This window comes from Microbacterium ureisolvens, assembly GCF_015278315.1.
GTDB classification, from domain to species: Bacteria; Actinomycetota; Actinomycetes; order Actinomycetales; family Microbacteriaceae; genus Microbacterium; species Microbacterium ureisolvens.
This window is the reverse complement of record NZ_JADIJE010000002.1, coordinates 107,203-133,719: the sequence shown is the minus strand read 5'-3', so window position 1 is coordinate 133,719 and position 26,517 is coordinate 107,203. Positions and strand designations below refer to the sequence as shown.

General features: G+C 71.1%; 26 protein-coding genes and 1 pseudogene. 12 read left to right on the top strand and 15 right to left on the bottom strand.

The window, feature by feature from the left end:
- The first annotated feature begins 3 nt into the window (after positions 1-3).
- The 4 genes from IM767_RS02985 to IM767_RS02970 are packed head-to-tail and all read left to right on the top strand — an operon-like array spanning position 4 to position 3,436.
- The gene (locus tag IM767_RS02985) at positions 4-774 is read left to right on the top strand and encodes an ABC transporter ATP-binding protein (protein ID WP_109208978.1); all 771 of its coding nucleotides are present in this window, start codon (positions 4-6) and stop codon (positions 772-774) included.
- A complete protein-coding gene (locus IM767_RS02980; RefSeq protein WP_109208977.1) occupies positions 771-1,478 on the top strand; it encodes an ABC transporter ATP-binding protein in 708 nt (235 codons plus the stop codon). Before IM767_RS02985 ends, IM767_RS02980 begins: the two co-directional genes overlap by 4 nt.
- Positions 1,479-1,487: 9 nt before the next feature.
- The gene (locus IM767_RS02975; protein WP_109208976.1) at positions 1,488-2,366 is read left to right on the top strand and encodes a branched-chain amino acid ABC transporter permease; all 879 of its coding nucleotides are present in this window, start codon (positions 1,488-1,490) and stop codon (positions 2,364-2,366) included.
- Positions 2,363-3,436 (top strand): branched-chain amino acid ABC transporter permease, encoded by a 1,074-nt coding sequence (locus tag IM767_RS02970; protein ID WP_109208975.1) that lies wholly within the window; start codon positions 2,363-2,365, stop codon positions 3,434-3,436. Before IM767_RS02975 ends, IM767_RS02970 begins: the two co-directional genes overlap by 4 nt.
- Positions 3,437-3,632: 196 nt before the next feature.
- Here the strand turns inward: IM767_RS02970 and IM767_RS02965 are convergent, their stop codons facing one another.
- From IM767_RS02965 to IM767_RS02940, 6 genes are all read right to left on the bottom strand, one after another.
- The gene (locus IM767_RS02965; protein ID WP_109208974.1) at positions 3,633-4,088 is read right to left on the bottom strand and encodes a hotdog fold thioesterase; all 456 of its coding nucleotides are present in this window, start codon (positions 4,086-4,088) and stop codon (positions 3,633-3,635) included.
- A 4-nt stretch (positions 4,089-4,092) separates the two neighbouring features.
- Positions 4,093-5,283 carry a bifunctional 2-methylcitrate synthase/citrate synthase gene (locus IM767_RS02960; protein WP_109208973.1) on the bottom strand — a complete coding sequence of 397 codons (1,191 nt, stop codon included), beginning with the start codon at positions 5,281-5,283 and terminating at the stop codon, positions 4,093-4,095.
- A gap of 24 nt (positions 5,284-5,307) precedes the next feature.
- On the bottom strand, positions 5,308-6,207 hold the full coding sequence (prpB, locus tag IM767_RS02955) for a methylisocitrate lyase (protein ID WP_109208972.1): 900 nt from the start codon (positions 6,205-6,207) through the stop codon (positions 5,308-5,310).
- On the bottom strand, positions 6,207-7,733 hold the full coding sequence (locus IM767_RS02950) for an MmgE/PrpD family protein (protein ID WP_109208971.1): 1,527 nt from the start codon (positions 7,731-7,733) through the stop codon (positions 6,207-6,209). The genes prpB and IM767_RS02950 overlap by 1 nt, the downstream gene beginning before the upstream one ends.
- A complete protein-coding gene (locus tag IM767_RS02945; protein ID WP_109209164.1) occupies positions 7,730-8,458 on the bottom strand; it encodes a GntR family transcriptional regulator in 729 nt (242 codons plus the stop codon). The genes IM767_RS02950 and IM767_RS02945 overlap by 4 nt, the downstream gene beginning before the upstream one ends.
- Positions 8,459-8,570: 112 nt before the next feature.
- On the bottom strand, positions 8,571-8,990 hold the full coding sequence (locus IM767_RS02940) for a DUF1801 domain-containing protein (RefSeq protein ID WP_109208970.1): 420 nt from the start codon (positions 8,988-8,990) through the stop codon (positions 8,571-8,573).
- 107 nt (positions 8,991-9,097) lie between these two features.
- Between IM767_RS02940 and IM767_RS02935 the strand changes: the two genes are divergently transcribed.
- Genes IM767_RS02935 through IM767_RS02920 form a run of 4 tightly spaced genes read left to right on the top strand, consistent with a single transcriptional unit; the run spans position 9,098 to position 12,682 of the window.
- Positions 9,098-10,027, top strand: coding sequence for an ABC transporter ATP-binding protein (locus IM767_RS02935; protein WP_109208969.1), 930 nt, complete (start codon positions 9,098-9,100; stop codon positions 10,025-10,027).
- On the top strand, positions 10,024-11,643 hold the full coding sequence (locus IM767_RS02930) for an ABC transporter permease (protein WP_109208968.1): 1,620 nt from the start codon (positions 10,024-10,026) through the stop codon (positions 11,641-11,643). Before IM767_RS02935 ends, IM767_RS02930 begins: the two co-directional genes overlap by 4 nt.
- Before the next feature lie 6 nt (positions 11,644-11,649).
- Positions 11,650-12,141, top strand: coding sequence for a GbsR/MarR family transcriptional regulator (locus tag IM767_RS02925; RefSeq protein ID WP_109208967.1), 492 nt, complete (start codon positions 11,650-11,652; stop codon positions 12,139-12,141).
- Between the two features lie 10 nt (positions 12,142-12,151).
- The gene (locus IM767_RS02920; protein WP_109208966.1) at positions 12,152-12,682 is read left to right on the top strand and encodes a ribonuclease H family protein; all 531 of its coding nucleotides are present in this window, start codon (positions 12,152-12,154) and stop codon (positions 12,680-12,682) included.
- 1 nt (position 12,683) lies between these two features.
- On the opposite strand, the gene IM767_RS02915 is transcribed toward IM767_RS02920, so the two are convergent.
- The gene (locus IM767_RS02915; protein ID WP_109208965.1) at positions 12,684-14,150 is read right to left on the bottom strand and encodes an aminotransferase-like domain-containing protein; all 1,467 of its coding nucleotides are present in this window, start codon (positions 14,148-14,150) and stop codon (positions 12,684-12,686) included.
- 55 nt (positions 14,151-14,205) lie between these two features.
- On the opposite strand from IM767_RS02915, the gene IM767_RS02910 reads away from it, so the two are divergent.
- On the top strand, positions 14,206-14,550 hold the full coding sequence (locus IM767_RS02910) for a hypothetical protein (RefSeq protein WP_109208964.1): 345 nt from the start codon (positions 14,206-14,208) through the stop codon (positions 14,548-14,550).
- A 106-nt stretch (positions 14,551-14,656) separates the two neighbouring features.
- On the opposite strand, the gene IM767_RS02905 is transcribed toward IM767_RS02910, so the two are convergent.
- The 7 genes from IM767_RS02905 to rlmN all read right to left on the bottom strand — a co-directional run bounded on the left by IM767_RS02905 (position 14,657) and on the right by rlmN (position 23,836).
- Positions 14,657-15,019, bottom strand: coding sequence for a VOC family protein (locus IM767_RS02905; protein WP_109208963.1), 363 nt, complete (start codon positions 15,017-15,019; stop codon positions 14,657-14,659).
- 187 nt (positions 15,020-15,206) lie between these two features.
- On the bottom strand, positions 15,207-15,689 hold the full coding sequence (locus tag IM767_RS02900) for an NUDIX hydrolase (protein ID WP_109208962.1): 483 nt from the start codon (positions 15,687-15,689) through the stop codon (positions 15,207-15,209).
- 12 nt (positions 15,690-15,701) lie between these two features.
- Positions 15,702-16,715, bottom strand: a complete 1,014-nt coding sequence (locus IM767_RS02895; protein WP_109208961.1) for an aldo/keto reductase family protein — start codon at positions 16,713-16,715, stop codon at positions 15,702-15,704.
- Positions 16,716-16,768: 53 nt separating this feature from the next.
- Complete coding sequence (locus IM767_RS02890; protein ID WP_109208960.1) at positions 16,769-18,886, bottom strand: ABC transporter ATP-binding protein; 2,118 nt, start codon at positions 18,884-18,886, stop codon at positions 16,769-16,771.
- Positions 18,883-20,616: an ABC transporter ATP-binding protein gene (locus IM767_RS02885; RefSeq protein ID WP_109208959.1), complete on the bottom strand. Its 1,734-nt coding sequence runs from the start codon at positions 20,614-20,616 to the stop codon at positions 18,883-18,885. The genes IM767_RS02890 and IM767_RS02885 overlap by 4 nt, the downstream gene beginning before the upstream one ends.
- Before the next feature lie 259 nt (positions 20,617-20,875).
- The gene (locus IM767_RS02880) at positions 20,876-22,486 is read right to left on the bottom strand and encodes a DUF4407 domain-containing protein (protein ID WP_109208958.1); all 1,611 of its coding nucleotides are present in this window, start codon (positions 22,484-22,486) and stop codon (positions 20,876-20,878) included.
- Positions 22,487-22,594: 108 nt separating this feature from the next.
- Complete coding sequence (gene rlmN / locus IM767_RS02875) at positions 22,595-23,836, bottom strand: dual-specificity RNA methyltransferase RlmN (RefSeq protein ID WP_109208957.1); 1,242 nt, start codon at positions 23,834-23,836, stop codon at positions 22,595-22,597.
- Positions 23,837-24,014: 178 nt separating this feature from the next.
- On the opposite strand from rlmN, the gene IM767_RS02870 reads away from it, so the two are divergent.
- The 3 genes and pseudogenes from IM767_RS02870 to IM767_RS02860 all read left to right on the top strand — a co-directional run bounded on the left by IM767_RS02870 (position 24,015) and on the right by IM767_RS02860 (position 26,012).
- A complete protein-coding gene (locus tag IM767_RS02870; RefSeq protein WP_109209163.1) occupies positions 24,015-24,449 on the top strand; it encodes a GNAT family N-acetyltransferase in 435 nt (144 codons plus the stop codon).
- 9 nt (positions 24,450-24,458) lie between these two features.
- Positions 24,459-25,098: pseudogene (locus IM767_RS02865) on the top strand (LysE family translocator).
- Positions 25,098-26,012, top strand: a complete 915-nt coding sequence (locus IM767_RS02860) for a Cof-type HAD-IIB family hydrolase (protein ID WP_109208956.1) — start codon at positions 25,098-25,100, stop codon at positions 26,010-26,012. Before IM767_RS02865 ends, IM767_RS02860 begins: the two are co-directional and overlap by 1 nt.
- 93 nt (positions 26,013-26,105) lie before the next feature.
- Here the strand turns inward: IM767_RS02860 and IM767_RS02855 are convergent, their stop codons facing one another.
- Positions 26,106-26,492 (bottom strand): VOC family protein, encoded by a 387-nt coding sequence (locus IM767_RS02855; protein WP_109208955.1) that lies wholly within the window; start codon positions 26,490-26,492, stop codon positions 26,106-26,108.
- Positions 26,493-26,517 lie beyond the last annotated feature (25 nt).

Genomic DNA, 26,517 nt, shown 5'->3' with positions numbered 1-26,517 from the left:
CACATGGCCGCTCTGCTCGAGATCTCGGACGTCCGGCTGTCGTTCGGAGGCCTGCAGGCCCTGGACGGGCCGAGTCTGACCGTCGCGGACGGCGAGGTCGTCGGGCTGATCGGGCCCAACGGAGCCGGCAAGACGAGCCTGTTCAACTGCGTCAGCGGCCTCTACCGCCCGCAGCAGGGCAGCATCCGGGTCGGGGGCGCCGAGGTCACTCGGCTCCCCCGGCACCGCATCGCCGCGCTCGGCGTCGGCCGCACTTTCCAGAACCTCGGCCTGCTGCCCTCGCAGACGGTGCTCGAGAACGTGCTGGCAGGCGCCTACCACGCCACCCGCGGCGGGTACTGGGCGAGCGCGCTCGCCCTCCCCGACATCGCGCGGACCGAGCGGGTGATGCGTGCGCAGGCCCTCGAACTGCTCGACGACCTGGGCCTGGCCGCCGCCGCGCCGCGCGTGGTCGGCACCCTGCCGTTCGGCACGCTCAAGCGCGTCGAGCTGGCGCGCGCGCTCATCGCGCAGCCCCGGCTCCTGCTGGTCGACGAGCCGGCCAACGGCCTGATCCACGGCGAGGTGCTCGAGCTCGGCACGACCCTGCGTCGCCTCGCCGCAGAGCGCGGCACGGCGATCCTGCTGGTGGAGCACCACATGGGCCTCGTCGGCGCAGTCTGCGACCGCGTCGTCGTCCTCAACTTCGGCCGCGTCATCGCGACCGGCACGCCGGCCGAGGTGGCCCGCGATCCGCAGGTCGTGGCCGCCTACCTCGGGAGTGCCGCCGCATGACGCTGCTGTCGGTCGAGATCGCCGCCGCCGGCTACGGCGCGGTGACGGTGCTGCGCGACATCGTGTTCGAGATCCCGCAGGGCGGGCGACTCGTCGTGCTCGGGGCCAACGGCGCCGGCAAGACGACGACGCTGCGCAGCATCTCAGGGATGTGCCGCGTGGCGGGGTCCATCCGCTTCGACGGAGCGGAGATCAGCGGGATGCCTCCGCACCGGGTCGCCGGGACCGGCATCGCCCACGTGCCCCAGGGGCGCGGAACCTTCGGCGACCTCACGGTGCGCGAGAACCTCCTGGTCGGCGGCACCAGCCGGCCTGCGCGGGAAGCCGCGCGGGAGGCCGCGCGCTGGCTCGAGCGCTTCCCGCGGCTCGCCGAGCGGAGCGGACGGCCGGCGTCCGGTCTCAGCGGTGGCGAACAGCAGCTGCTCGCGATCGCCCGCGCCTACATGGCCGCGCCGAGGCTGGTGCTGCTCGACGAGCCCTCGCTCGGGCTCGCGCCGAAGATCACCCAGGAGCTGTTCGCGACCCTCGACGAGATCGGACGGGAGACCGGCACGGCGATGCTCCTGGTCGAGCAGAACGCCGAGCTGGCGCTCGGCATCGCCGAGGAGGCCATCGTGATCGAGAGCGGCTCCGTCACCGTGCGCGGGCCCGCCGCCGAGCTGCGCGACCAGGACGAGGTGCGCCGCGCGTACCTCGGGATGTGAGGAGTCAGCATGTTCCTGCAGCAGGTGGTCGACGGCATCGCGACGGGTGCGGTGTACGGCGCGCTGGCGCTGGCCATCGTGCTCGTCTACCGCGCTTCGCGCACGCTGAACTTCGCGCAGGGCGAGCTCGCCCTGCTGGGCGCCTACGTGTCGTGGCAGCTCACCGCGTGGGGCGTGCCCATCTGGGGCGCGCTCCTCGCCTCGATGGCGGTTCTCGCACTGCTGTCGGCTGGCATCGAACGCGTGCTGGTGCGCCCACTCGTGCGCCGCCACCAGCACCTGCCGCTCATCATCGTGAGCCTCGGGCTGATGATTGCGCTCAACGCCCTGATCGGCTGGGTCTGGACCTACCAGACCAAGGAGATGCCGGCCCTCTTCGGCGCAGGCTCGTTCGTCATCGGCGGCGTCTCGGTCTCGCGCCAGGACGTCGGCATCGTCTTCTCGGTGCTCGTCGTCGCGGCGGGCCTGACGGCGCTGTTCGGCTTCACACGCGTGGGCCTGCGGATGCGCGCCGCGGTCTCGGCGCCCGAGTCGGCCGAGCTGTCGGGCATCTCGACCGGCCGCACGATGTCCATCGGCTGGGCGATCGCGGGAGCCGTCGGCGCGCTCGCCGGCACGATGATCGCCCCGGAGCTGTTCCTCCACCCCGGCATGATGGGGCCGGTCCTCATCTACGCGTTCGCCGCCGCGACGCTGGGCGGGCTCGAGTCCCCCGTCGGCGCGCTGGTCGGCGGTGTCGCGGTCGGGGTGATCGAGAACCTGGCCGGCAGCTACCTCCCCGCGGTCGGCTCGGAGCTCAAGCAGGTGGTCGCGCTGCTGATCATCGTGGCAGTGCTGCTGCTGCGACCCCAGGGGATCTTCGGACGCCGAGAGCTGGTGCGCGCATGACCTCGACCACGAGCACGACCTCACCGGTCCGCACGCTCCTCGCTTCGCGGCGCCCGACCGGCTCGCTGGCGGAATGGCTGCGCCGCCCGCGCCCGCCGCTCGCCCCGCCGCGCTGGCTGGCGATCCTGCTCGGTGTCGCCGCCGCCGTGGGGCTGATCGCGGTTCCCCTCGTCAACCCCAGCTACATCAACCTCACCGTGACGCTCGTGATGATCTGGGCCATCGTCGGCCTCGGGCTGAACCTGCTCGTCGGGTTCGGCGGGCAGGTCTCGCTCGGGCACTCGGCGTTCTTCGCGATCGGCGCATACACCGTGGCCGTCGCTGGCGAGGCCGGGATGCCGCATCCGCTCACGCTGGTCGTCGCCGGCGCCCTGCCGTTCGCGGTCGGCTACCTCATCGGCCTGCCGGCCCTGCGACTGCGCGGCCTGCAGCTCGGCCTCGTGACCCTCGCCATGGCGATGGCGACGCCCGCGGTCATCCGCGCGCTCGAGCCGTGGACCCACGGCAGCCGGGGCATCGCGATCGACGGCGATCCGCCCGGGTGGATCCCGCTGGCGCACGACCAGTGGGTGTACTACCTCGCGCTGGCGGTGGCCGGGCTCGCGTACCTGGTGACGCGGCGGCTGGCCCGCGGGCGCCTGGGCCGGTCGTTCGTCGCGGTGCGCGACGCCGAGCTCGTCGCCGAGACGCTCGGCGTCGACGTCTGGCAGACGAAGACACGCCTCTTCGCCGCCTCGGCGGTGTACGCCGGGGTCGCGGGCGGCCTGTACGCGCTCCTGCTCGAGTTCATCGGTCCCGAGAACTTCGGCCTCACGCTGTCGATCTCGTTCGTGACGCTGATCGTGGTCGGCGGCCTCGCCACGGTTCCTGGCGCGGTCCTCGGCGCCCTGTTCGTGCAGTACGTCCCGACCTTCACGTCGACGATCAGCCCGGCCGCGACCGGCGCGGTCTACGGCGCGGTGCTGATCGTGTTCGCCTTCTTCCTTCCCTACGGGCTGGTGGGGCTGCTGCGCGCCGCGCTCGGCCCGGCGGTCCGTCGGATCCCCGGGCGCCGCATCGGCGACGCCTGAGACGGCGAGCCGCCCCGCGGCTCAGGTGTCACGACGCGCCGCAACACCCCACCCGACGCCACCACTCGTGCCACCTCAGTCCCGCAAGCGGCGGCTCAGGTGTCACGACACGCCGCAACACCCCACCGAACGCCACCACTGGCGCCACCTCAACCCCCGCGTGCGGAGCGGCAGCGACGCTGCGACACCGAAGGGGTCAGCCGCGCGCGTCCGGCGTCGCGTAGGTGCTGCGCTGCTCGATGACCGCGAGGGTGCAGCGCGAGATGCAGACGAGGCGCCCCGCTTCGTCGACGATGCGGATCTCCCACACGTGCGCGCGTCGCCCGATGTGGGCGGGGGCGACCGTGGCCGTCACCCAGCCCGACGAGATCGGGCGGATGTGGTTGGCGTTGATCTCCTGCCCGACCACGTGGAACCGCTCGCGGTCGACCGCGAGATAGCCGGCCCACGACGCGAGCGTCTCGGCGAGCGCGACGGATGCCCCGCCGTGGAGCACACCTGCCGGCTGCACGGTGCGCCGGTCCACCGGCATCCGTCCCACCAGCGCGTCGTCGCGGATCTCGACGATCTCGATGCCGAGGTTCTCGATGAGGGTCCCCGGCGCCATCGCGGTCAGGTCGATGCCCGCGACGTCGCCGAACCAGAGGCTCATGGCCTCACCCCGCGGCTTCCTCTTCGCGGTCGGCGGCGGCCAGGTGTGCGGCATCCGCCACATACCCCTCGATGTGACGCTCGTCGGGACCGTTGTACTCCGACAGCGGGCGGATGAGCGCGTTCGAAGCGAGCTGCTCCATGATGTGGGCGGTCCAGCCGGTGACCCGGGCGGCCACGAACAGCGGCGTGAACGTGAGGGTGTCGAAGCCGATGAGGTTGTACGCGGGGCCCGACGGGTAGTCGAGGTTCGGATAGATGCCCTTTCGGCTCACGAACTCCGACTCGAGCGTGTCGTACAGCGCCGCGACCTCGGGGCGGTCGTAGTGCTCGACGAGCGTGTCGAGCGCCGCCTTCATCGTCGGCACGCGAGAGTCGCCGCGCTTGTAGACGCGGTGCCCGAAGCCCATGATCTTGCGCTTCTCGGCGAGGGCCTGGTCGAGCCACGGGCCGACGTTCTCGGCAGTCCCGATCTCGTCGAAGATGTGCAGCACCGCCTCGTTGGCGCCGCCGTGCAGCGGCCCCTTGAGCGCGCCGATGGCGCCGACGACCGCGGAGTACAGATCGCTGAGCGTCGAGGCGATGACGCGGCCGGTAAAGGTGGATGCGTTGAACGAGTGCTCGGCGTAGAGGATCATCGACCGGTTGAACGCGTCGACGACGACCTCGTCGGACTCCTCGCCGAAGGTCATCCAGAGGAAGTTGGCGGCGTAGTCCAGGTCGTCGCGGGGCGCGACCGGCTGCTGGCCGCGACGGCGCCGCTGGCCGTACGCGACGATCGCCGGGAGGACGGCGAACAGACGGATGCTGCGCGCGAGGTTCTCGTCCGCGCTGCCGCTCGCGTCGAGCACAGAGCCGGTGCCGGCGAGATCCCGGGCGCCGATGAGGCTCACCGCCGTGCGCACCTCGTCCATCGGGTGCGCGTCGATCGGCACGAGGTCGATCGCGGCGCGGACGTCGGCCGGCAGGTGCCGGTAGGCGCGCTCGGTGGCGCGCAGCTGCGCGAGCTGCACATCGGTCGGCAGGTCGCCGTGCCACAGCAGGTAGGCGACGGACTCGAACGGCTGCGTCGCCGCGAGCTCCTGCACCGGGTAGCCGCGGTACAGCAGCGAGTTCGTCTCGGGGTTCACCTTCGAGACAGCCGTGTAGTCCACGACGACGCCGGCGAGCCCCTTCTTGATGTCGGGTTCGGTCATGACAGCTCCTTCGGGGTCAGTGACTCAGCGGGCGATCTGGAAGTTGAAGACGTCCTGGTCGAAGTGGTTGTACTGCTCGTAGTCGATGAGGTCGTAGAGGTCGGCGCGGTGCTGCATCTCGCCGAGCTTCGAGGTCAGGTGCCCGTCGTCTGAGAGCGTATCGAGTGCGCGGGATGCCGCGCCCATCGCGATCCGCAGCAGCGACACCGGCCAGATCACGATGTTGACGCCGACGTCTCTCAGCTGGTCGACGCTGAATAGCTCGGACTTGCCGAACTCGGTCATGTTGGCCAGGATCGGCACGTCCACGGCGGCGCGGACCGCGGCGAACTCGTCGAGCGACCGCATGGCCTCGGGGAAGATCGCGTCGGCCCCCGCATCCACGAGCGCCTTCGCGCGCTCGGTCGCGGCATCCAGCCCCTCCACCGCGCGGATGTCGGTACGCGCCATGATGAGGAAGTTCGGGTCGCGTCGCGCGTCGGCCGCGGCCCGGATTCGCTTGACGGCGGTGTCCTCGTCGACGACGGCCTTGCCGTCGAGGTGGCCGCAGCGCTTGGGGTTGACCTGGTCCTCGATGTGGGTGCCGGCGATGCCGGCGTCCTCGAGCGTCTGGATCGTGCGGGCGACGTTCATCGGCTCGCCGAAGCCGGTGTCGGCGTCGATGATCGCCGGCAGGTCGGTCATGCGGGCGATCTGCTGGCCTCGCGCGGCGACCTCGGTGAGGGTCGTGAGACCGATGTCGGGCAGGCCCAGGTCGGCGCTGAGCACCGCACCCGAGATGTAGACGCCCTCGAACCCCTTGCGCTCGATGAGCCGGGCACTGAGCGGATTGAAGGCGCCGGGGAACCGCAGCAGCTCACCGGACGCGAGCCGCTCGCGGAACAGCCGCCGCTTCTCGTGCGCGGGCACGGTGGAGTACAGCATCAGAACAGTCCCTTCGGCGCCGGGGCGCCCGCCAGCACGCCGAAGCCCGCGACGATCGTCAGCTGCTGCACTTCCTCCGGGGTGAGCTCGGGAAGGCGCTGGGCCAGGTCGAGGAAGCGCTCGATCTCGTCGGCCGTGAGCACCGGCTCGGCGAGCAGGCGGAACTTGCGCACGTAGTCCTCGCGGGCGAACGGACGTGCGCCCAGCGGGTGGGCGTCGGCGACGGCGATCTCGTCGACGATGGTCTCGCCGTTCGTCAGGCGGATCTCCACACGACCGCCGAAGGCCTTCTCGTTCGGGTCGTCGGAGTGGTAGCGGCGCGTCCACTCCGCGTCCTCGGCGGTCGTGATCTTGTTCCACAGCTCGACGGTGTCGGCACGCCCCGCACGCTCGGGCGTGTAGGAGTCGACGTGGTGCCAGCCGCCGTCCTGCAGCGCGACCGCGAAGATGTACGGGATCGAGTGGTCGAGCGTCTCGCGCGAGGCCTTCGGGTCGTACTTCTGCGGGTCGTTCGCGCCGGAGCCGATGACGTAGTGCGTGTGGTGCGACGTGTGCAGCACGATGGCCTCGACGTTCGCGGGGTCGAGGAGCTCGGGGTGCTCGCCGTGGAGCTTGCGGGCCAGGTCGATCCACGCCTGCGCCTGGTACTCCGCGGAGTGCTCCTTCGTGTACGAATCGAGGATGCCGCGCTTGGGCTCGCCCTCACCCGGCAGCGGCACCTCGTACGAGGCATCCGGCCCGTCCAGCATCCACGCGATCACGCCGTCCTCGCCCTCGTAGATCGGGCTCGGCGACGTCTCGCCGCGCATCGCGCGATCGACGGCCTCGACCGCCATCTTGCCCGCGAACGCGGGGGCGTGCGCCTTCCACGTCGAGATCTCGCCCTTGCGCGACTGGCGCGTCGCGGTCGTCGTGTGAAGCGCCTGCCCGACGGCCTGGTAGATCGTCTCGACATCGAGGCCGAGGAGGGTGCCGATGCCCGCGGCGGCCGACGGGCCGAGGTGGGCGACGTGGTCGATCTTGTGCTTGTGCAGGCAGATGGCGCGCACCAGGTCGATCTGGATCTCGTACCCGGTGGCGAGGCCGCGCACGAGCGCGGCGCCGTCGGCGCCGACGTGCTGCGCGACGGCGAGGATCGGCGGGATGTTGTCGCCCGGGTGCGAGTAGTCCGCCGCGAGGAACGTGTCGTGGTAGTCGAGCTCGCGCACGGCGACGCCGTTCGCCCACGCCGCCCACTCCGGGCTCGTCTTGCGGTCGAGGGCGCAGCCGAACACCGTGGCGCCCGAGCCGCCGACCGACACGGCGTGGTCGAGAGCCTGCTGGCGCGCCGCGCTCACCGGTGCGCGGGTCAGGGATGCCGCGGCCACCGCCGCGTTGTCGATCACGCGGTTGATGATCATGTCGACGACGTCCTGGTCGACCTCCACAGGGTCGGCGGCGACCTCGGCGATGTGCCACGCGAGTTGGCCCTCGCGCGCGAGGTTCTCGTCGCTGCGGTGGACACGGAGGTGATGGATGACGGTCATGACCGGCCTTTCAGGTCGAGCGGCCCTTCGACGGGCTCGGGGACCGGACCGGTCGCGGGGACCGTGCCGGTCGCCGAGCTCGTCGAAGCGGCGAGTGATTCGAGGATGCTGTGCAGGGCGTTGTGGAGGTGCACGTGTGTGGCGTGCGCGGCGAGGTCGGCGTCGCGCGCCGAGATCGCCGTCGCGATGAGACGGTGCTCGGCGACGGATGCCGCGAGCCTGGCGGGATTGTCGCGTGCGAGCCGTCGCACCCTGACGAGGTGGGTGCGCACCGTGCGCAGCGCGGCCGTGAGGTAGTCGTTCGCGACGGCGGTGTCGAGTGCGAGGTCGAAGTCCGCGATGAGCGCGTAGTAGGCGTCGCGACCGTCGGCCCCGGCGTCGCCGCCGCCGAGGTCGACCCGCGCGAACTCGTGGGCGAGCTCGGCGAAGGCTGCGGCATCCCCTCGCTCCGCCGCCAGACGCGCGGCGGACTCCTCGAGCGCGCGGCGCACCTCGAAGATCTCGCGGATGTCGTCCGCGTCGATCGCGGTGACGACGGTCACGCGCGGCGACTGCTGCGCGACGAGCCCGTCGCCCGCCAGCCGGCCGAGAGCCTCGCGAAGCGGCGTGCGGCTGACTCCGAGACGCGCGGCCTGCTCGACCTCGCCGAGCACCGCGCCTGGTCGCAGCACGCCCGACTGGATCTCGTCGAGGAGGGTCGCGTACGCACGGTCGCTGGCGCGCATGCGCATCACCTCCTCGTCCGACACCTCGGCCAGTGTATACATAAAGCACCCTCCGTGCCATCGGAGATCGAAGCTGGCCGCTTTAGGTATACATGCGGGGACCGAGGGCGGGTCAGTCGGCGACAGTGACCGCAGTCGGCGGCGGGGGCACGCGGTGGCCGATCGACTGCTCGAGGAGTGCGCGGAGCGCCGGCGCCGCGACGTCGTCGAGCGAGTTCAGCCGCACGTTTCGCACCTTGGCGCCGGTGCCGCCCAGCAGCCCCGCGGGGTCGTCGAGCTCGGCGCCGTACGGGAACGCGAGCGCGACATGCGCCGCGTGCGCGAGGATCCACGCGAACTGCTCGGAGTTCTTCTTCGGGCCGGTGCCGTAGCCCGAGCTGCGCTGCGCGGGCCACACGACTTCGACGGTCTGCGGCAGCACGTCGAAGATCAGCCGGCGAGCGGCGAGCGCGATCTCCTGGACGGCCTGTGGGCGACCCTCGAGGCTCTCGCGGAACGGAGTCGAGTCGGTGGTGACGATGCCGGCGGCCATGGCGCGACCGTACCAGCCGGCACCGGCGCCAGGCAGGCCGGGGCGCTGCCGTGAGGAAAGCGTGAGGAGTATTCAGGAATTTGTGAAACGGGCGTACCTTCAGCGCCATGACCAGCGTCATCCGCACCAGCGGCCTCGCCAAGCACTATGGCCGCGTCCACGCCCTCGATGGTCTCGACCTCGCCGTCGACGAGGGACAGATCCACGGCTTCCTCGGCCCCAACGGCGCCGGCAAATCCACCACGATCCGGGTTCTGCTCGGGCTCGCGCGCAAGACCGGCGGCGAGGCATCCGTCTTCGGACAGGACCCGTGGCGGGACGCCGTCGCGCTGCACCGCCGCATCGCGTACGTCCCCGGCGACGTCAGCGTGTGGCCGAACCTGTCCGGCGGCGAGGCGATCGACCTCATGGCGCGACTGCGCGGAGCATCACGGCACGACCGGGCGTACACGGCCGAGAAGGAGCGCCTCGCGGAGGCGTTCCAGTTCGACCCACGCAAGAAGGGTCGCGCGTACTCGAAGGGGAACCGGCAGAAGGTGGCGCTCATCGCCGCCTTCGCCGTGCCCGCCGACCTCTACATCCTCGACGAGCCGACGAGCGGCCTGGACCCCCTCATGGAGGTGATGTTCCGCTCCGAGATCGCGCGCGTGCGCGCGGCGGGCGCGACGGTGCTCCTGTCGAGCCACATCCTCTCCGAGGTGGAGCAGCTGTGCGACCGCGTGTCGATCATCCGCGCGGGCAAGGTCGTCGAGTCCGGCACTCTGGCAGACCTCCGGCACCTGACTCGCACCGAGATCTCCTTCGAGGGGACGGATGCCGCGGCCGCCGCCGGTATCGCCGCCGCGCACGACGTCGTGGCCGATGACGGGCGGGTGCGCTTCACCGTCGACAGCGACGCGGTCGCGGGGATGCTCCCCGAGCTGGCCGCCCGCAACGTCGCCGGGCTGCGGGTCGCGCCTCCGTCGCTGGAGGAGCTGTTCCTGCGGCACTACGGTGACGACCTCGCGGCGCTCGAGGGCAACGGTCACCGGCGATGAGCCGCTTCCTCGCGCTGATGGGCCAACGCGCGCGGCGCGACTGGCTGCAGGTGGTGCTGTGGGCAGTGGGCACGGCGCTCCTCGCCTATGCGTCGTTCATCGGGGTGAGCGACGCGTACGGCACTGAGCAGGACCGCACGTCCCTTCTCGCGGCGGCGCTGGCCAACCCCGTGATCCTGCTGTTCCGCGGCCTTCCGTCGGGCACCGACGAGGGCGCGTTCATGGTGTTCCTCATCTTCCCCTGGCTGGCGATGCTGGCGGCCTTCATGAGCACGTTCCTCGCGGTGCGCCACACCCGCGGCGACGAGGAGGCCGGCCGCGCCGAGCTGGTCGCGGCCACACCCGCCGCCCGCACCATGCCGTTCCTCGCGACCGCGCTGCACGGCGTCCTCGCGAACGCCCTCCTCGCAGCCCTGACCGCCGCCGCGTTCCTGGCCGTCGGACTGGATGCCGAAGGCTCGCTGCTCGCGGGGTCGGCAGCGGGCGCGGTCGGCATCGTGTTCCTCGGCGTGGGACTCTTCGCCGCCCAGCTCATGCGCACCTCGCGCGGGGCCAACTCGCTGGCCGTGTGGACGCTCGTGGCGACGTTCGTGATCGCGGGCATCGGCAATGCCACCGGCACACCGAGCGACGACCTCACGCACATGGAGAGCTCATGGCTCACGTGGCTCTCGCCCTTCGGCTGGGGCGAGAACACCCGCGCCTTCGACGAGAACCTGTGGTGGCCTGCTCTCCTCTGCCTCGGCGTGGGCCTGGTGCTCACGGTCGTTTCGGTCGTGCTCGTCTCGGCCCGCGACCTCGGCGGCAGCTTCGTGGCCGAGCGACTCGGCCGGGCCACCGCCTCCGCGGCGCTCTCCACGCCGACCGGCCTGGTCTGGCGGCTCACGCGCGGGGCGGTGCTCGGCTGGGCGGTCGGCGGCCTCCTCACCGGCATGCTGTCCACGTCGCTGGCCTCGATCGTCAAGGAGGTGGGCGCCTCCAACCCGGCGGTCGAAGAGATCCTGCGGCAGATCTCGGGTGAGGGCAGCGTCGAGCAGGGCACGATCACGACGTTCTTCACGATGCTCGGCGTGCTCGCGGCCTGCTGTGCCGTGCAGATCGTGTGCCGCGCGCGCCAGGAGGAGGCCCACGGCACCGCCGAACCCCTGCTCGCCGCGCCCGTCGGGCGCGTTCGCTGGCTCGCGGACTACCTCGTCGTCGCCCTTCTCGGCATCATCCTCGTGGTGGTCGCGGCGATCGGCGGTGCCGCGCTGGGCCTGGCGAGCCAGGACGGCGACTGGGACCTCATGCGGACCGTGCTCGTGACCGGCGCCGGGCAGGTGGCCGCGGCATCCGTCTTCCTCGTCATCACGGCGCTCGCGTTCGTCGTGGTGCCGCGTGCGACGATCCCGCTCGGCTGGTCGCTCGTGCTGCTGGGCATGATGCTGGGACTGTTCGGGCCGCTCTTCCAGTTCCCCGACTGGCTCGTGCACCTGTCGCCGATCGCGGTGACCCCGTTCGTCGACGGCGACGAGGTCGACCTCCGCGGGCTGTGGTGGCTCGTGCTCGCGTCCGGCGTCGGGGCGGCCGCGTCGCTGTCGCTCATGCGGCGGCGCGAGATGGCCACGGCTGGCTAGATCGCCATGACGAGCGAGCATCCGGGTGCAGAGGCTGCCGAGCAGGCGGCGGCGATGCTGACCGCCGTGGGCATGCCGCGCATGCCGGCGCGCGTCATGATGGCGCTGGCGGGCTCCCCCGACGAGGGGTACACCGCCGCCGAGCTGGCCGCACGGCTCGGCGTCTCACCCGCCGCGGTGTCGGGCGCCGTGCGCTACCTCGTGTCGATGCGGCTGATCCATCGGCTGTCGAGACCCGGCGACCGGCGCGACCGGTACGACCTCGCCGAGGACTCGTGGTCGGGCATGATCTCAGCCAACGCGCCGCTGTACGGCAGCCTGGCCGCCTACCTCGACCGCATCGCCGACGACAACGCCGGCGCGCCGGTCTCAGCGGCCCGCGCGCAGGAGATCGCCGACTTCCTCCGATATCTGGCGGAGCGGATGCCGCAGCTCGCGGCCGAGTGGCGGGCTCAGCGTGAAACCGCCGCGGGCGGTGCGGACGCCGCGGACGGGTAGCCTTGCCCGAGTGACAGACGCGCCCCGCTACATCGTTGCCACCGACGGAGCCTGCAAGGGCAACCCCGGACCGACGGGCTGGGCGTGGGTCGGCGAGGACGGCCACTGGGCCGCGGGGTCGATCCCGTCCGGCACGAACAACGTCGGCGAGCTCACGGGGCTGCTGAAGGCTATCGAGGACCACGCCGACGTCGCCAACCTGGTCGTCCAGGCGGACTCGAAGTACGCCATCGACACCTACACCAAGTGGATGGACGGCCACCGCCGCCGCGGCTGGAAGACGTCGACCGGCTCGCCGACGAAGAACGTCGACATCCTCGAGCAGCTCATCAGCGCGCGCGATGCGCGCCGCGCCGCCGGCCTCCCCGACGTCGTGCTCGAGCACGTGCGGGGGCACTCGGGCCATGTGCTCAACGCGTGGGCCGACGAGCGCGCGGTGCGCGCGTCCGAGCACGCGGCGAAGGGCACCGCGAGCGCCTGGTCGTCGCTCGGCGCCCAGGACCGCATCGACGTGTCGTCCCGCCCCAAGAACGGCCGCTGACCTAGAGCTGGGCGCGATAGTCGCGCCACGCCTCGCCCAGGCGCCGCACCCCCTCCTCGAGCACGGGCTCCGGGGCGGTGAAAGGCACGCGGATGTGGTCGTCGTAGACGACGGATGCCGTGAACTCGGTGCCTCCGGCCACCGCGACGCCGCGCATCGCGGCCAGGCGCGACAGCGCCGTCGCCGACCCGACGGGTAGCCGCGCCCACACTGCCAGTCCTCCCCGCGGCGGCGTCACCTGCCAGTCGGGCAGCTGCTCGGCCATCTCCGCCAGCAGCCGGGCGGACGCGACGGCGTGCGTCTCGCCCACCGCGCGGCGCAGCGCCCGCGCCTCCTCGACGAGGTCGAGCGCGAGCAGCTGCGCGGGCACGCTCGTGGACTGGTCGACGAGCTGGCGCACGCCGCGCAGGCGCCGGACCAGCACGGGATCGGCGCGGAGCCACCCGATGCGAAGCCCCGACCACGACCACTTCGACAGCGAGTCGACCACGATGGTGGGCGCATCAGGCCGCAGCGCAGCCAGCGTCGGGGGGACGACCCCGTCGAACGACACGTGCGCGAGCACGCGGTCCTCGAGCACGGGCACGCCGTATTCGGCCGACAGGTCGGCGATCCGGATCCTGCCCGCGGACGGCAGGCGCGTGCCGGTCGGATTGTGGTGGTGCGGGTTCACGGCGATGAGCACCGGCCGCAGTGCGACGATCGCCGCCTCGAGCTCGTCGACGTCGACGCCCTCGGGCCCGATGGTCACGCCGTGCACGCGGCCACCGCGGCGGCGCACCGAATCCGCGAGACCCGGCCACGTGACCGACTCGGTGAGAACGACGTCGCCCGGCGAGACCAGTTCGTCGACCACGAGGCTGATCGCCTGCTGCGCGCCGTGGGTCACGAGGATCTGCGCCGCGGTCGCCGTGGTCCCCTCCTCCTCGAAGAGCGCCGCGATCCGGGTGCGGAGGCTCGGAAGACCCGCCGGGTCGGTCTCGGAGAGCGTCACCGGGTCGAGCGTGGGTGTGTGCGCGCGGACGATGTCAAGGGCCAGCTGCGGCATCGCGGGCACCGCCCGCAGCAGATCGATGCCCGAGGGGAGCGCCGAGAACAGGCCCTCACCGCGCGCGGTGCGCTCGCGTGCCGGCAGCGCGGCGGCCAGGTGACCGGCGACGCGCGTTCCGCTCCCCTGCCGGCGCTCCACGAGCTCGTCCTCGCTCAGCAGTGCGTAGGCCGCCACGACGGTTCCCCGCGACACCGCGATCGCGCCCGCCAGCGCCCGCTCGGGCGGAAGGCGGTCACCGGGACGGAGCTCGCCTCCCTCGATCAGCGCCGCGATCGCCTGCGCCAGTCGCGCGGTCAGGGTGCCGTCGCCGTGCGCCCATCGGCCCAGGCGGCCGGCGAGGCGGGAGGCCTCGACGGTGCCGCCGAGGGCCACCCTGTGGTCCACCAGCCGCTCATTGGCCCTGTCGACGGTCGTCATACCGCCGCATTCTGGTCCAATGTTCCGTACCGCCGCCACAGAATCCGCCGCACGCATGCCAGTTGCGCCTGATTGGACTATTGGAGAGCTCCTCGCGTGGATCGCCGCCGACGAGGCCCGCTCGCACGACGAAGCGCTGCGTCCGGCGCTGTCCGCCCTCGCCGCCGGTCTCGACTCGGATGCCGCGCCCGGCCTGACTCCGCGGTCGCCGATCGCGCTCGTCCGGGCCGTGGGCGCGCGCGTCCGCTCCGCGCCGCTGATGCGCGACCGCACGCTGGGCTCCGTGACCGCGGTCGCCGGGACGCTCGCGGCGACTGGCGCCGGGTTTCGCACCACCGGGCGCGGCGCGGAGGCCGGGCCACCGGCATCCGTCCCCGCCGTTCTGGTTCTGCCCGCCTGAGCGCCGGCGCGGCGACGCCCACAACTGCTGCACCGACCTGCGAGTGCTGCATAGATCTGCGGCGCGGTCGCAGGAAAGTGCAGCAGTCGCGGTCAGTCGGCCGCGGTCAGCCCTCGGTAGAACCCTCGTAGAGCCCGATCGCGTTGCCGTCGGGGTCGTTGATCACGGCCCACCAGCTGGTGGGGCTGATCTCGCTCTTCTCCATGACGACCGTGGCGCCGGCATCCTTCGCCGCCGCGATCGTGTCGTCGATGGAGTCGACCTCGACGTAGGAGCGGGGCTGACTGAACCCATCGCTGCGCGGCGCGAGGCCGCCGCCGGAGATCTTGTTTGGCGCCTGCCACATCGGATAGCCCTCGTAGCCAGGCACCTCGGCGATCTGCCAGCCGAAGAGGCCGGAGTAGAACGCGGTCGCCCTGCCGAAGTCGCTGACCGGGATGTCGATGTGCGTGATGTCGCCGTGAGCCATGGTGGTTCCTCTCGTCTGATCGGCCTCCGTCAGTCTCCGCGGCCTTCCGCCGTCCCACAAGGGCCCGCGAGAGTACAGCTGGTGGACGAGAGGTAGGGAACCAACCACGCTCTCGGCGACCAGCTGTACTCTCGCGGGGGCCCAGGGGCGCGGCGGGCGTCGGGGGCGGGGGCGGGGCAGCCGGGGATCAGGAGGAGGCGACCTCGGCGAGGTGCTTCTCGAGGGCGTCGATCGCAGGACGCTGGCCCTTCACGAGGCGTTCGCGCGCGGCATCCGTGGTCGTCCATTCCAGGCGGTCGACCTCGGGGAACCGGGCCGTCTTCCCCGACCGCGGTGGCCACTCGAGCTCGAACTCGCCGAACTCGACGCCGTCGAGCGAGAACCCGGCGCCGTCGGCGACGAACACGGTCACCCGCTTGCCCGACGAGTACGCGAAGGTGCCGAGCTCGGCGTAGGGCGGCTCGGGAGGATCGATGCCGAGCTCCTCGCGGAACTCGCGGCGCGCGGCATCCAGCGCGCCCTCGTCCCCTTCGACGAACTCGCCCTTGGGGATCGACCAGGCGCCGGCATCCTTGCTCGCCCAGTACGGCCCGCCCATGTGTGCGATGAGCACCTCGAGCTCGGGCTCGAGCCGGTAGAGCAGGACGCCGGCGCTGGTCGTCTTCGGCATGTCAGCCGCCGGTCACGCCACGCGGGTCTTGGGAGACACCGTGTAGGTGTCCTCGGGGTCGCGGTAAACCGCGTCGCCGAGCGCCTCGTCGATGGCAGCGAGCGTGTCGGCGTCGAGCACCACGCCCGAGGCCTTGACCGTCTCGGCGAGCTGCTCGGGACGCGATGCCCCCACCAGCGCCGAAGCGACGTTCTTGTTCTGCAGCACCCACGCGATCGCCAGCTGCGGCAGCGACAGCCCTGCCTGCTCGGCGACCGGCTTCAGTCGCTGCACGGCCTCGAGCACCTCGTCGCGGAGGAACCGCTGGATGAAGCGCGCGCCGCTCTTCTCGTCGGTCGCGCGCGAGCCCTCGGGCAGCGGCTGGCCGGGAAGGTACTTGCCCGACAGCACGCCCTGCGCCATCGGCGACCAGACGATCTGCGAGATGCCGAGCTCCTCCGACGCCGGCACGACGCGCTCCTCGATCACACGCCACAGCGCCGAGTACTGGGGCTGGTTCGAGATGAGCTGCACACCGTAGCTCTTCGCGAGCGCGTGGCCCTCGCGCAGCTGCTCGGCGGTCCACTCCGAGACGCCGATGTACAGCGCCTTGCCCTGGCGGACGATGTCGGCGAAGGCCTGGAACGTCTCTTCCAGGGGCGTCTCGTAGTCGTAGCGGTGCGCCTGGTAGAGGTCGACATAGTCGGTGCCGAGGCGCTTGAGCGACCCGTTGATCGACTCGAAGATGTGCTTGCGGCTCAGGCCGGTGTCGTTCGCGCCGCCGGGGCCGGTCGGCCAGTAGACCTTGGTGAAGATCTCGAGCGATTCGCGGCGCTGACCGTCGAGCGCCTTGCCGAGCACGGTCTCGGCGGCGGTGTTCGCGTAGACGTCTGCGGTGTCGAACGTGGTGATGCCGGCGTCGAGCGCCGCGTGGACGGTGGCGATGGCGGCCGAGTCGTCGACCTGCGAGCCGTGCGTGACCCAGTTGCCGTAGGTGATCTCACTGACCTTGAGACCGCTGTTTCCGAGGTACCGGTAATTGACCATGAGAAAACGCTACCCGCCCCGAGGGCCTCCTCGGCGCGGGCAGCGTTTCCAGGTCACCGCACCGAAGCGGTCTCGTCCTCGGTCGCGTCATGCTCGGTCGCGGCAGCGGCCCCGCCGCCCTCCGCGTCGACGGAGAGGGCACGGGCCTCCTCGTCGAGATCGGCCGCCGCCTGCTCGAACTGAGAGTTGTACAGGCGGAAGTACGCGCCCTTGGCCGCGATGAGCTCGTCGTGCGTGCCCTTCTCGACGATCCCGCCGTTCTCCATCACGAGGATGAGGTCGGCGTCGCGGATCGTCGACAGGCGGTGGGCGATGACGAACGACGTGCGCCCCTCGCGGAGCGCCGCCATGGCGTGCTGGAGCAACAGCTCGGTGCGGGTGTCGACCGAACTCGTCGCCTCGTCGAGGATCAGCACCGAGGGCTGCGCCACGAACGCGCGCGCGATCGTGATGAGCTGCTTCTCACCTGCTGAGATGTTCGACGCGTCCTCGTCGAGGACCGTGTCGTAGCCGTCCGGCAGCGAGTGCACGAACCGGTCGACGTACGTGGCGCGTGCGGCGGCGAGGATCTCGTCGTCGGTGGCATCGGCGCGTCCGTAGCGGATGTTCTCGCGGATCGTGCCGGCGAACAGCCAGGGATCCTGCAGCACCATGCCGGTCTCGGCGCGGATGTCGCGGCGGGTGAGCTCGGCGATGTTTTGACCGTTGAGGAGGATCCGGCCGCCGTCGAGCTCGTAGAAGCGCATCAGCAGGTTGACGAGCGTCGTCTTGCCGGCGCCGGTCGGACCCACGATCGCGACGGTCTGCCCGGGTTCGACCCGGAACGACAGGTCGTGGATGAGCGGACGGTCGGGCGAGTACGAGAACGCCACGTCCTGGAATTCGATCGTGCCGTCGCCCTCGACCGGTGCTGGGGCGTCCTCGGCGTCGGGCTCCTGCTCGGGCTCGTCGAGCAGCTCGAACACGCGTTCGGCCGAGGCGGTGCCCGACTGCACGACCGCCGCCATGCCGCCGAGCTCGGACAGCGGCTGCGTGAACTGCTGGGAGTACTGGATGAACGCCTGCACGTCGCCCAGGCGCAGCTGGCCGCCCGCGACCATCAGCGCGCCGAAGACGGCGATGCCGACGTAGGTGAGGTTCCCGATGAACATCATCGCGGGCATCATGATGTTCGACAGGAACTGCGCCTTGAACGAGGCCTGGTACAGCTCCTCGTTCTCGGCGCGGAACGCCTCGCGCGAGGCCTGCTCACGACCGAACACCTTCACGAGCGCGTGGCCCGAGAACGACTCCTCGACGCGCGCGTTGAGGCGGCCGACCTTGCGCCACTGGATGCCGAACGCCTTCTGCGAGCGCGGCCCGATGACGCCGAACAGCACGCCCATCAGCGGGAACGAGATGAGCACGACGAGCGTCAGCTGCCACGAGATCGACAGCATCATGATGAGGACGCCGATGACCGTGAGCACGGCGGTCAGCGCCTGCGACAGCGACTGCTGCATCATCTGGGTGATGTTGTCGATGTCGTTGGTCACCCGCGAGATCAGCTCGCCGCGCTGGACGCGGTCGAAGTAGCTGAGCGGCAGCCGGTTGATCTTGGCCTCGACCTGCTCGCGCAGACGCCACATGGTGCGGACCATGATCACGTTGATCACATAGCCCTGCACCCACATCAGCAGCGACGACGCGAAGTACAGCGCCAGCACGATGAGGAGCACGCGGCTGAGCGCCATGAAGTCGACGCCGGCGCCCGGGACGAAGTTCTGCATCGCGCTGACGATGTTGGCGAGGTCCTGCTGACCGGCGGCCTGGAGACCGTCGACGACCTGCTGCTTGGTCGTGCCCGCGGGAGCCATGCCCGAGACGACGCCCTCGAACAGGATGTTCGTCGCCTCACCCAGCACCTTGGGCGAGAGCACGGCGAGCACGACGCCGATCGCTCCGAGGATCGACACGAAGACGAACGCCACCGCGTTGGGCTTCAAGAGCCCGATCAGCCGGCGGAACGACGGACCGAACCGGGCGGCCTTGCCGGGCGCGACCGCGCCCGACCAGTCGTCGGCCGCGATGCGGGCCTGCTCGCCCATCTCGATCTCGAGCTTCTCCTCCGCCGAGAGCACCTGCTCGACCGGCTTGCGGCCGCGGGTGCGTGTGCGCTTCTCGTCGCTCATCGTGCGACCTCCGCTCCGAGCTGGGATTCGACGATCTCGCGGTAGGTCTGGCTCGTCTCGAGCAGCTCCTCGTGGGTGCCGAGTCCGACGATCCCGCCGTCGTCGAGCACCACGATGCGGTCGGCGTCGGTGATCGTGGAGACTCGCTGCGCGACGACGATCTTCGTCACGTCGGGCAGCTCGCGCCACAGCGCCTGCCTCAGCCTCGCATCGGTGGTGAGATCGAGCGCCGAGAACGAGTCGTCGAACACGAGGATCCTGGGGGCGTGCACGATCGCTCGCGCGATCGCGAGTCGCTGGCGCTGCCCGCCCGACACGTTCGAGCCGCCCTGCGCGATGAGGGAGTCAAGGCCGTTCGGCATCTGGCTCACGAAGTCGCTCGCCTGGGCGATCTCGAGCGCGCGCCAGAGCTCGGCATCGGTCGCGTCCTCCTTGCCGAATCGCAGGTTGGACGCCACCGTGCCGGTGAACAGGAACGGCCGCTGCGGCACCAGGCCGATGGTGCTCCAGAGCGCGTCGAGGTCGGCCTCGCGCACGTCGACGCCACCGACGCGGACCACGCCGCCCGTGACGTCGAACAGGCGCGGGATGAGCGAGACGAGCGTGGTCTTGCCGGCGCCGGTGGACCCGACGACGGCGACGGTCTCGCCCGGCTCCGCGCGGAACGTGATGCCGGACAGGATCGGATGCGCCGCACCCGGGTACGTGTAGGAGACGTCTTCGAACGCGACGGCACCGGGTGCCGGGAACTGCGCGCGCGCGTCGTCGGGCCGGACGAGGGACGAGCGGGTGCCGAGCACCTCGGTGACGCGTTCGGCCGAGACCGCGGCGCGCGGGATCATGAGCGCCATGAAGCTCGCCATCATGACGCCCGACAGGATGATCATGACGTACTGCATGAAGGCGAACAGCGTGCCGATCTGGATCTCGCCCGCATCCACCTGGATGCCGCCGAACCAGATCACCCCGATCACGGTGACGTTGAGGATGAGCATGACCGCGGGGAACAGCACGACGAAGAGCGACCCGACCTTGCGGCCGACGACCATGATGTCTGTGTTCGCCTCTCGGAAGCGCTCCTCTTCGATGGGCTCGCGCACGAACGCGCGCACGACGCGGATGCCGGTGAGCTGCTCCCGCATGATGCGGTTCACGCCGTCGAGCTTGCCCTGGAAGCTGCGGAACAGCGGCACCATGCGCGCGATCAGGAGGCCGGCCACCACGAGCAGCACGGGCACCGCGACGGCGATGATCCACGCGAGGCTGGCGGCCTGCTCGATCGCCAGGATGACGCCCCCGATCGCGAGCAGGGGCGCCGAGACGAGGAACGTCGCGCCCATCATCGCGAGCATCTGCACCTGCTGCACGTCGTTGGTGTTGCGGGTGATGAGCGACCCGGCGCCGAAGCCGGTCACCTCGCGCTCGGAGAAGCCCGAGACGCGCTCGAAGATGGCGTCGCGCAGGTCGCGACCCATGCGCATGGCGGCCTTCGCCGCGAAATAGGTCGCGATGATGGCGGCGACGATCTGCCCGAGCGAGACCGTGAGCATCACCAGGCCGGTGCGCCAGATGTAGTCGGTGTCGCCCTTCGAGACGCCGTTGTCGACGATGTCGGCGTTGAGGCTGGGCAGGTACAGCGATGCAAGGGCAGAGGCGAACTGGAACAGCAGTACGCCGAGCAGCAGCCAGCCGTACGGCTTGAGATATCGGACGAGGAGTTTTGCCAGCACGAGGGTTCTCCCGGACGCGGCGAAGCCTTGGCAGGGCTCCGCCTCTACGGATCTGAGGGTGCCGACCCACCTTCGCACGGGCCGCCGACATCGCGGCAGTCCCGTTCACTGAGGGCGGAACGGAGGTCGCGGCCGCCTCCCAGTGGCGGCCGCGGGTCACTCTAACACGATATATCGCGACGCGCGAGACCGCTCCCACGCGCCATCCGCATCCCGACAGGCGGGACGGTGCCGCGGCCCGCGGCATCCGTCGTCCGTCTCAGGCCGGGCCGCCCTGCGCGATGTCGGCGCGCTCGCGCCAGCTGCGGGCGGTCACCCGATCGAGGGCCACCTGGCGGCGCAGCGCGTCGGCCTTCTCGTAGAGCGAGGGCTCGCCCCAGCTCGTGAGCACCTTCACGAGCACCGGCAGCAGCTCGATCATGAAGAACAGCCCGGCGATCAGCCAGTGCGCCCACGCGAGCGTGGGCTCGCGCTCCGACAGCCGCTCGAGCCCGCTGATCTGGCTCAACAGGCCCACCGCACCGGAGTTGCCGCTCGCGATCTCGGCCGCCCGCGCGTCGTACGCGGCGAGCGCGGCCTGATACTGCTCCCGCGCCCCGGGCAGCTCGTCCCTCGCCTGCTGCTTGTTGACCTCCTCCGACGCGCTCGCGTCGGCCGTGCCCGCCGCCTGCGCGGCGGCGAGGTCGGCCTGGGCGGCCGTCAGCTGCGTGTTCAGGTCGTCGTACGCCGCCTGCGCGGCCGCGAGCTGCGCCTCCGCGGCGCCAGAGCTCGCGCCCTCCCCGGCGACGCCGCTGCAGCCGGGCACTTCGCCTGCGCCCTGGCCGGTGAGCTCGCACTGGTAGATGGCGCGCGCCTGGTCGATCACCTGCTGCTGGGCGGCGAGCTTCGCGGTGAGGTCGTCGACGGTCTGCTGCGCCGACGCCGCCGACGCCGATGTGGTGTCGGCTCCGGCCACGACGCCGCTCGCCGCCTGGCTCTCGAGCGCGGCGACACGCTCGCTCGCGGCGTCCAGCGCCTGCTTCTCCGGGCCGGCGGTGACGGCGTCCTGATCCGACTGCGCCTGCGTGATGTTCGTCGCGTTGACCTCGCGCGCGATGTCGTTGTGGAAGATCTGCAGCACCAGCGGCTCTGCCACGACGATGCCGATGACGGCGGCCATGATGACGCGAGGGATGGCGAGCGCGATCAGCCGCCCGATGCTCTGCGAGGAGCGCATCGTCGAGGTGAGGAAGCGGTCGAGGTTGAAGATGATGAGCGCCCACACGATCGCCAGCGGCAGCGCGCCCCACATGACGATCCGCACTCCCGTGGTCAGCGCGAAGTACATCGAGATCGCCGAGATCAGCGCCGTGCCGGCGATCACGAAGAACATCTGCACGAAGCGCGGCGTCTCGGTCGGCACCTCGTCGAGCACCGAGCCGTCCGCACCGCCGAGGACGGCGAGCTTGCGCCAGCCCGAAGTCCGCTCTCGACGCGCGCGGTTCGCGCGCTTGGCCCGGATGGGAGGAACGGATGCCGCCACATCCGGCTCCTCGTCGGCGACAGGCTCGTCGACAACCGGCTCGGCTGCGCGGGGCTCGTCGATCGCACCCCACTCGCCGATCGTGGCCTGCTGCTCGGCCGCCGGCCGGGTCACCGCGACGGGCTGCGTCGGGTTCATAGCCAGCGCGTCGTCGAGGAGGTCCTGGGTCACGGGGAACGGGTCTTCCGGGCCGTCGGCGTCGGCGCGCTCGTCCACTGGCTCGCCGGCGGCCTGCTGAGCGCGCACGTCGTCGAGATACAGATCTTCGGCCTGTTCGCCGTCTGTCTCGAACTCGATCCGGCCGTCGGAGCCGAACCGGCCCGGCCGGTGCGCGGAGTAAGAAGACATCCGCACACCATAGAGCGGGCTACCTGTGCGGCAGGTGTATTAGAGGCGCATGAGATGACGGATGCCGCGGGCCGAGGCATCCGTCTCCCCCGCCGGCTCCCGGAGAAGTCAGTCCTCGAGCGGGGTGACGGCCGCGACCGCCTCGTCCTCCTCGGTGGCGACGAGCTGGCCGCAGGCGCCGTCGATCTCCTTGCCGCGGGTGTCGCGGAGGGTCGTGGGGATGCCGGCGTCGTTGAGGCGGCGGACGAACTCGTTCTGCACGCCGATCTCGGACGCGGTCCAGATCGAGCCGGGCGTCGGGTTCAGCGGGATGGGGTTGACGTGCACCCAGCCGCGGCCGCGGGCGTTGAGCTTCTCGGCGAGGAGGTCGGCGCGCCAGCCGTGGTCGTTCATGTCCTTGATGAGGGCGTACTCGATCGAGACGCGACGGCCCGTCTTGTCGAAGTACGCGCGAGCCGCGTCGAGGGCCTCGTCGACCTTCCACCTCGAGTTCACCGGGATGAGCTCGTCGCGCAACTTGTCGTCGGGGGCGTGGAGCGACAGCGCGAACGTGACCGGGATGTCCTCCGCCGCGAGCTTCGTGATCGCCGGCACGAGGCCGACGGTCGAGACGGTGATGCCACGCGCGCTCATGCCGAGGCCGTGCTGCTTGTCGGTCATCACGCGGACCGCCTGCATCACGCGCGCGTAGTTCGCGAGCGGCTCGCCCATGCCCATGAAGACGATGTTCGACACCCGCTCGGCGGAGTGATCGCCCTTCTTCTTGCCGCCGAGGCCGCCCTCGGCGATGAGGCGGTTGGCGCGCACCACCTGCTCGACGATCTCGGCGGCCGACATGTTGCGGGTCAGCCCCGCCTGGCCGGTCGCGCAGAACGGGCAGTTCATGCCGCAGCCGGCCTGCGACGACACGCACAGCGTGATGCGGCCGGGATAGCGCATGAGCACGGACTCGACGAGCGCGCCGTCGTGCAGCTTCCACAGGAACTTGATCGTGTCGCCGCGATCGGTCTCGAGGCGGCGCACCTCGGTCAGGAGAGGCGGCAGCATGCCGTGCACGAAATCCTCGCGTCCCTCGGCGGGGAGGTCCGTCATGTCGGCGGGATTGTGCGTCCAGTGCTGGAAGTAGTGCTTCTCGAGCTGCTTCGCGCGGAAGCCCGGAAGCCCGAGTTCCTTGACCTTCTCGACGCGCTGCTCGGGGGTGAAGTCGGCCATGTGCACGGGCGGCTTGCCGCGCTTGGGGCTGGCGAACTGGAGGAGGGGACGACCCTCGGCATCCTTCTTCTGCGTCCAGCCCTCGGTCGCCGGACGCACCTGGCGGGGTTTGGTGGTGCGGACAGGCGAATCGGTCATGGTTTCCAGGGTAGGCGACGTGCCTGGACGGATGCCGATGCGGCCGCCCGCCCGCGCCGAGCAGCTCTCCGCTGCGCAGGTCAAGCCCCGTTCTGCGCCTGCCGGGCTCGGTTAGCGTGGCCGCGTGAACGACGACGTGACGGTACGCCCCATACGCCCGGACGACGCCGGCGAGGTCATGACGCTCCAGCGCGCCGCGTTCGTCTCCGAAGCACTCATCTACGGCACGCCCGACATGCCGCCGCTCACGCAGACGCTCGACGAGGTGGCGGCCGAGCTCATCGACAACCTCGGCTGCGTCGCTCTGGACGGCACCCGCATGGTGGGCGCGGTGCGCGCGCGCCGTGACGGCGACCTGCTGCTCGTCGGGCGCCTGAGCATCGCCCCCGACCAGCAGGGGCAAGGCATCGGCACCCGCCTCCTCGCCGCGGTCGAGCGCCGTGGGGTCGAGGCGGGAGCGACGGAGGCCGAGCTGTTCACCGGATCGCTCAGCGAGGCGAACCTGCGCCTCTACCAGCGCGAGGGCTACGCCGAGAGCCAGCGCGTGCCGGGCGACGACGGCATCGAAGAGGTCTACATGCGCAAGCGATTGGACGTCGACCGCCGGGACTAGGCTCACCGTGTGGTCCCCGTCGAGAACCTCCTCGCGTTCACGCTCGCCGCAGTCGTCCTGATCGTGATCCCGGGTCCGAGCGTGCTCTTCACGATCGGGCGCGCGCTCGCCCTCGGTCGCACCGGCGGGCTCCTCAGCGTGCTCGGCAACGCGCTCGGCCTGCTGCCGGTCATCGGACTGGTGGCTCTCGGTGTCGGCGGCATCGTCGCGCAGTCCGTCGTGCTGTTCACGATCGTGAAGGTCGCCGGCGCGCTTTACCTCATGTACCTCGGCGTGCAGGCGATCCGCCACCGGCACCGGGCAGCCGCCGAGGCGAACGGCGGGGCACTCCCCCGCTCGGCGTGGCGCCAGCTCGGCGAAGGCTTCATCGTCGGCCTCACCAACCCCGAAGACCATCGCGTTCTTCGTCGCCGTGCTCCCCCAGTTCGTCGACCTCTCCGCCGGCATGGTGCCGCTGCAGATGATCGAGCTCGGCCTGGTGTTCTTCGTCATCGCGCTGATCTCGGACGGGATCTGGGCGCTGGTCGCCGCGAGCGCCCGCACGTGGTTCGGCCGGTCGCCCAAGCGCATCGCGACCCTGTCCGCCACGGGCGGCGGCCTCATGATCGGGCTCGGCGGCATCCTCCTCTTCACCGGGAACAAGCACTGATGCGCGCTTCGACAGGCTCAGCGACCGGGGGCACGGGCTCAGCGACCGGGGACGGTCGCGATCCGGCCCGCCGCCGCATCATCTTCCTGGACGTCGACGGCACGATCCTCGAGCACGGCTCGCACGTCGCGCCCTCGACGGCCCGCGCCGTCCGCGCGGCGCGTGCCGCCGGGCATCTGGTGTACCTCAGCACGGGCCGTTCGGCCTCCGACATCCACCCGCGCGTCGCCGAGATCGGGTTCGACGGAGCGGTGACGAACTCCGGCGCGCTCGTGGTGTCGGGCGACGAGGTGGTGGTGGACCGGCCGCTCTCGCCGGAGGCGACGGACCGCATGCTGACCGCGATGCGCAGCCGCGGCATCCGTTACTTCCTGCAGACGCGTGACGGCGTCTACGCGAGCGACGACATGGCCGAGCTGATGCGCGACTACGCCGCCGCACTGGAGGCCCGCGCGGCGGCCGGCGAAGAGGTGCGGCCCGAGGACTCGCTCGTCGGGCTCGCCGAGCGCACGTTCCCGCGGGCCGATGACGCCGACCTCAGCCGCATCGACAAGGCGGTCTTCGTGAGCGACCACGAGGAAGGTCTCGAGGAGCTGCGGGCCGACCTCGGCGACGAGTTCCTCATCGTGCCGGGGAGCATGCCGCTGCCCGGCGGCTCGAACGGCGAGATCAACGAGCGCGACACGACCAAGGGGTCGGCGATCGAGCTGCTGCTGGAGCACCTGGGCCTGGAGGCCGCGGACGCCGTCGCGATCGGCGACAGCTGGAACGACATCGAGATGTTCCAGGTGTGCGGGGTCGCGGTGGCGATGGGCAACGCCCACCCGGAGCTCAAGGAGCTCGCGGACTTCGTCACCACCGACGTGCTCGACGACGGCATCGCCAACGCCTTCCAGCGCCTCGGCCTGATCTGAGCCGCGCCTGACCTGCCCTCAGCGGGGCGCGGCGGGACGGGCATGGGCGAGCACCCGCGTCGCGGGCTGCTCCCGGCCGTCACGGGCCCGCCGTCAGCTCGAGGGCGACGCCTGTGCACCGAGGTTCACGAGATTGCCGTCGGGGTCGCGCACCTGCGCGACGCGCTCACCCCACGGCATGTCGGTGGGCTCCCGCTCGGCCGTCGCTCCGGCGTCGAGGGCAGCGCGGAAGCTCGCATCGACGTCGTCGACGTAGAACCACAGCGCGACGCGGTCGTGAGCCGCCGGCGGGGCGACCTCGTGATCCACCCCGATGCCGAGGGCCTCACCGCCCAGTTCGAGCGAGACGTACACGTCGGCGCCGGCCTGGTCGTCGCGGAACCGGTAGACGACCGTCCCGGCGAGCGCGGCCTCGTAGAAGGCCACGAGCCGAGGGAGGTCAGGCGTGGAGAGGATGGGGAACAGCGAGCGGACACCCATGCGCCCCACCGTACGCCGGAGGCCT

Coding starts and splice junctions, on each gene's coding strand:
- IM767_RS02930 (WP_109208968.1), top strand. CDS start 10,024: ATGAGCCGCTTCCTCGCGCTGATGGGCCAACGCGCGCGGCGCGACTGG.
- IM767_RS02970 (WP_109208975.1), top strand. CDS start 2,363: ATGACCTCGACCACGAGCACGACCTCACCGGTCCGCACGCTCCTCGCT.
- IM767_RS02950 (WP_109208971.1), bottom strand. CDS start 7,733: ATGACCGTCATCCATCACCTCCGTGTCCACCGCAGCGACGAGAACCTC.
- IM767_RS02935 (WP_109208969.1), top strand. CDS start 9,098: ATGACCAGCGTCATCCGCACCAGCGGCCTCGCCAAGCACTATGGCCGC.
- IM767_RS02985 (WP_109208978.1), top strand. CDS start 4: ATGGCCGCTCTGCTCGAGATCTCGGACGTCCGGCTGTCGTTCGGAGGC.
- IM767_RS02890 (WP_109208960.1), bottom strand. CDS start 18,886: ATGAGCGACGAGAAGCGCACACGCACCCGCGGCCGCAAGCCGGTCGAG.
- IM767_RS02880 (WP_109208958.1), bottom strand. CDS start 22,486: ATGTCTTCTTACTCCGCGCACCGGCCGGGCCGGTTCGGCTCCGACGGC.
- IM767_RS02960 (WP_109208973.1), bottom strand. CDS start 5,283: ATGACCGAACCCGACATCAAGAAGGGGCTCGCCGGCGTCGTCGTGGAC.
- rlmN (WP_109208957.1), bottom strand. CDS start 23,836: ATGACCGATTCGCCTGTCCGCACCACCAAACCCCGCCAGGTGCGTCCG.
- prpB (WP_109208972.1), bottom strand. CDS start 6,207: ATGCTGTACTCCACCGTGCCCGCGCACGAGAAGCGGCGGCTGTTCCGC.
- IM767_RS02855 (WP_109208955.1), bottom strand. CDS start 26,492: ATGGGTGTCCGCTCGCTGTTCCCCATCCTCTCCACGCCTGACCTCCCT.
- IM767_RS02945 (WP_109209164.1), bottom strand. CDS start 8,458: ATGCGCGCCAGCGACCGTGCGTACGCGACCCTCCTCGACGAGATCCAG.
- IM767_RS02895 (WP_109208961.1), bottom strand. CDS start 16,715: ATGGTCAATTACCGGTACCTCGGAAACAGCGGTCTCAAGGTCAGTGAG.
- IM767_RS02915 (WP_109208965.1), bottom strand. CDS start 14,150: ATGACGACCGTCGACAGGGCCAATGAGCGGCTGGTGGACCACAGGGTG.
- IM767_RS02925 (WP_109208967.1), top strand. CDS start 11,650: ATGACGAGCGAGCATCCGGGTGCAGAGGCTGCCGAGCAGGCGGCGGCG.
- IM767_RS02900 (WP_109208962.1), bottom strand. CDS start 15,689: ATGCCGAAGACGACCAGCGCCGGCGTCCTGCTCTACCGGCTCGAGCCC.
- IM767_RS02980 (WP_109208977.1), top strand. CDS start 771: ATGACGCTGCTGTCGGTCGAGATCGCCGCCGCCGGCTACGGCGCGGTG.
- IM767_RS02860 (WP_109208956.1), top strand. CDS start 25,098: ATGCGCGCTTCGACAGGCTCAGCGACCGGGGGCACGGGCTCAGCGACC.
- IM767_RS02870 (WP_109209163.1), top strand. CDS start 24,015: ATGACGCTCCAGCGCGCCGCGTTCGTCTCCGAAGCACTCATCTACGGC.
- IM767_RS02975 (WP_109208976.1), top strand. CDS start 1,488: ATGTTCCTGCAGCAGGTGGTCGACGGCATCGCGACGGGTGCGGTGTAC.
- IM767_RS02910 (WP_109208964.1), top strand. CDS start 14,206: ATGCCAGTTGCGCCTGATTGGACTATTGGAGAGCTCCTCGCGTGGATC.
- IM767_RS02940 (WP_109208970.1), bottom strand. CDS start 8,990: ATGGCCGCCGGCATCGTCACCACCGACTCGACTCCGTTCCGCGAGAGC.
- IM767_RS02965 (WP_109208974.1), bottom strand. CDS start 4,088: ATGAGCCTCTGGTTCGGCGACGTCGCGGGCATCGACCTGACCGCGATG.
- IM767_RS02905 (WP_109208963.1), bottom strand. CDS start 15,019: ATGGCTCACGGCGACATCACGCACATCGACATCCCGGTCAGCGACTTC.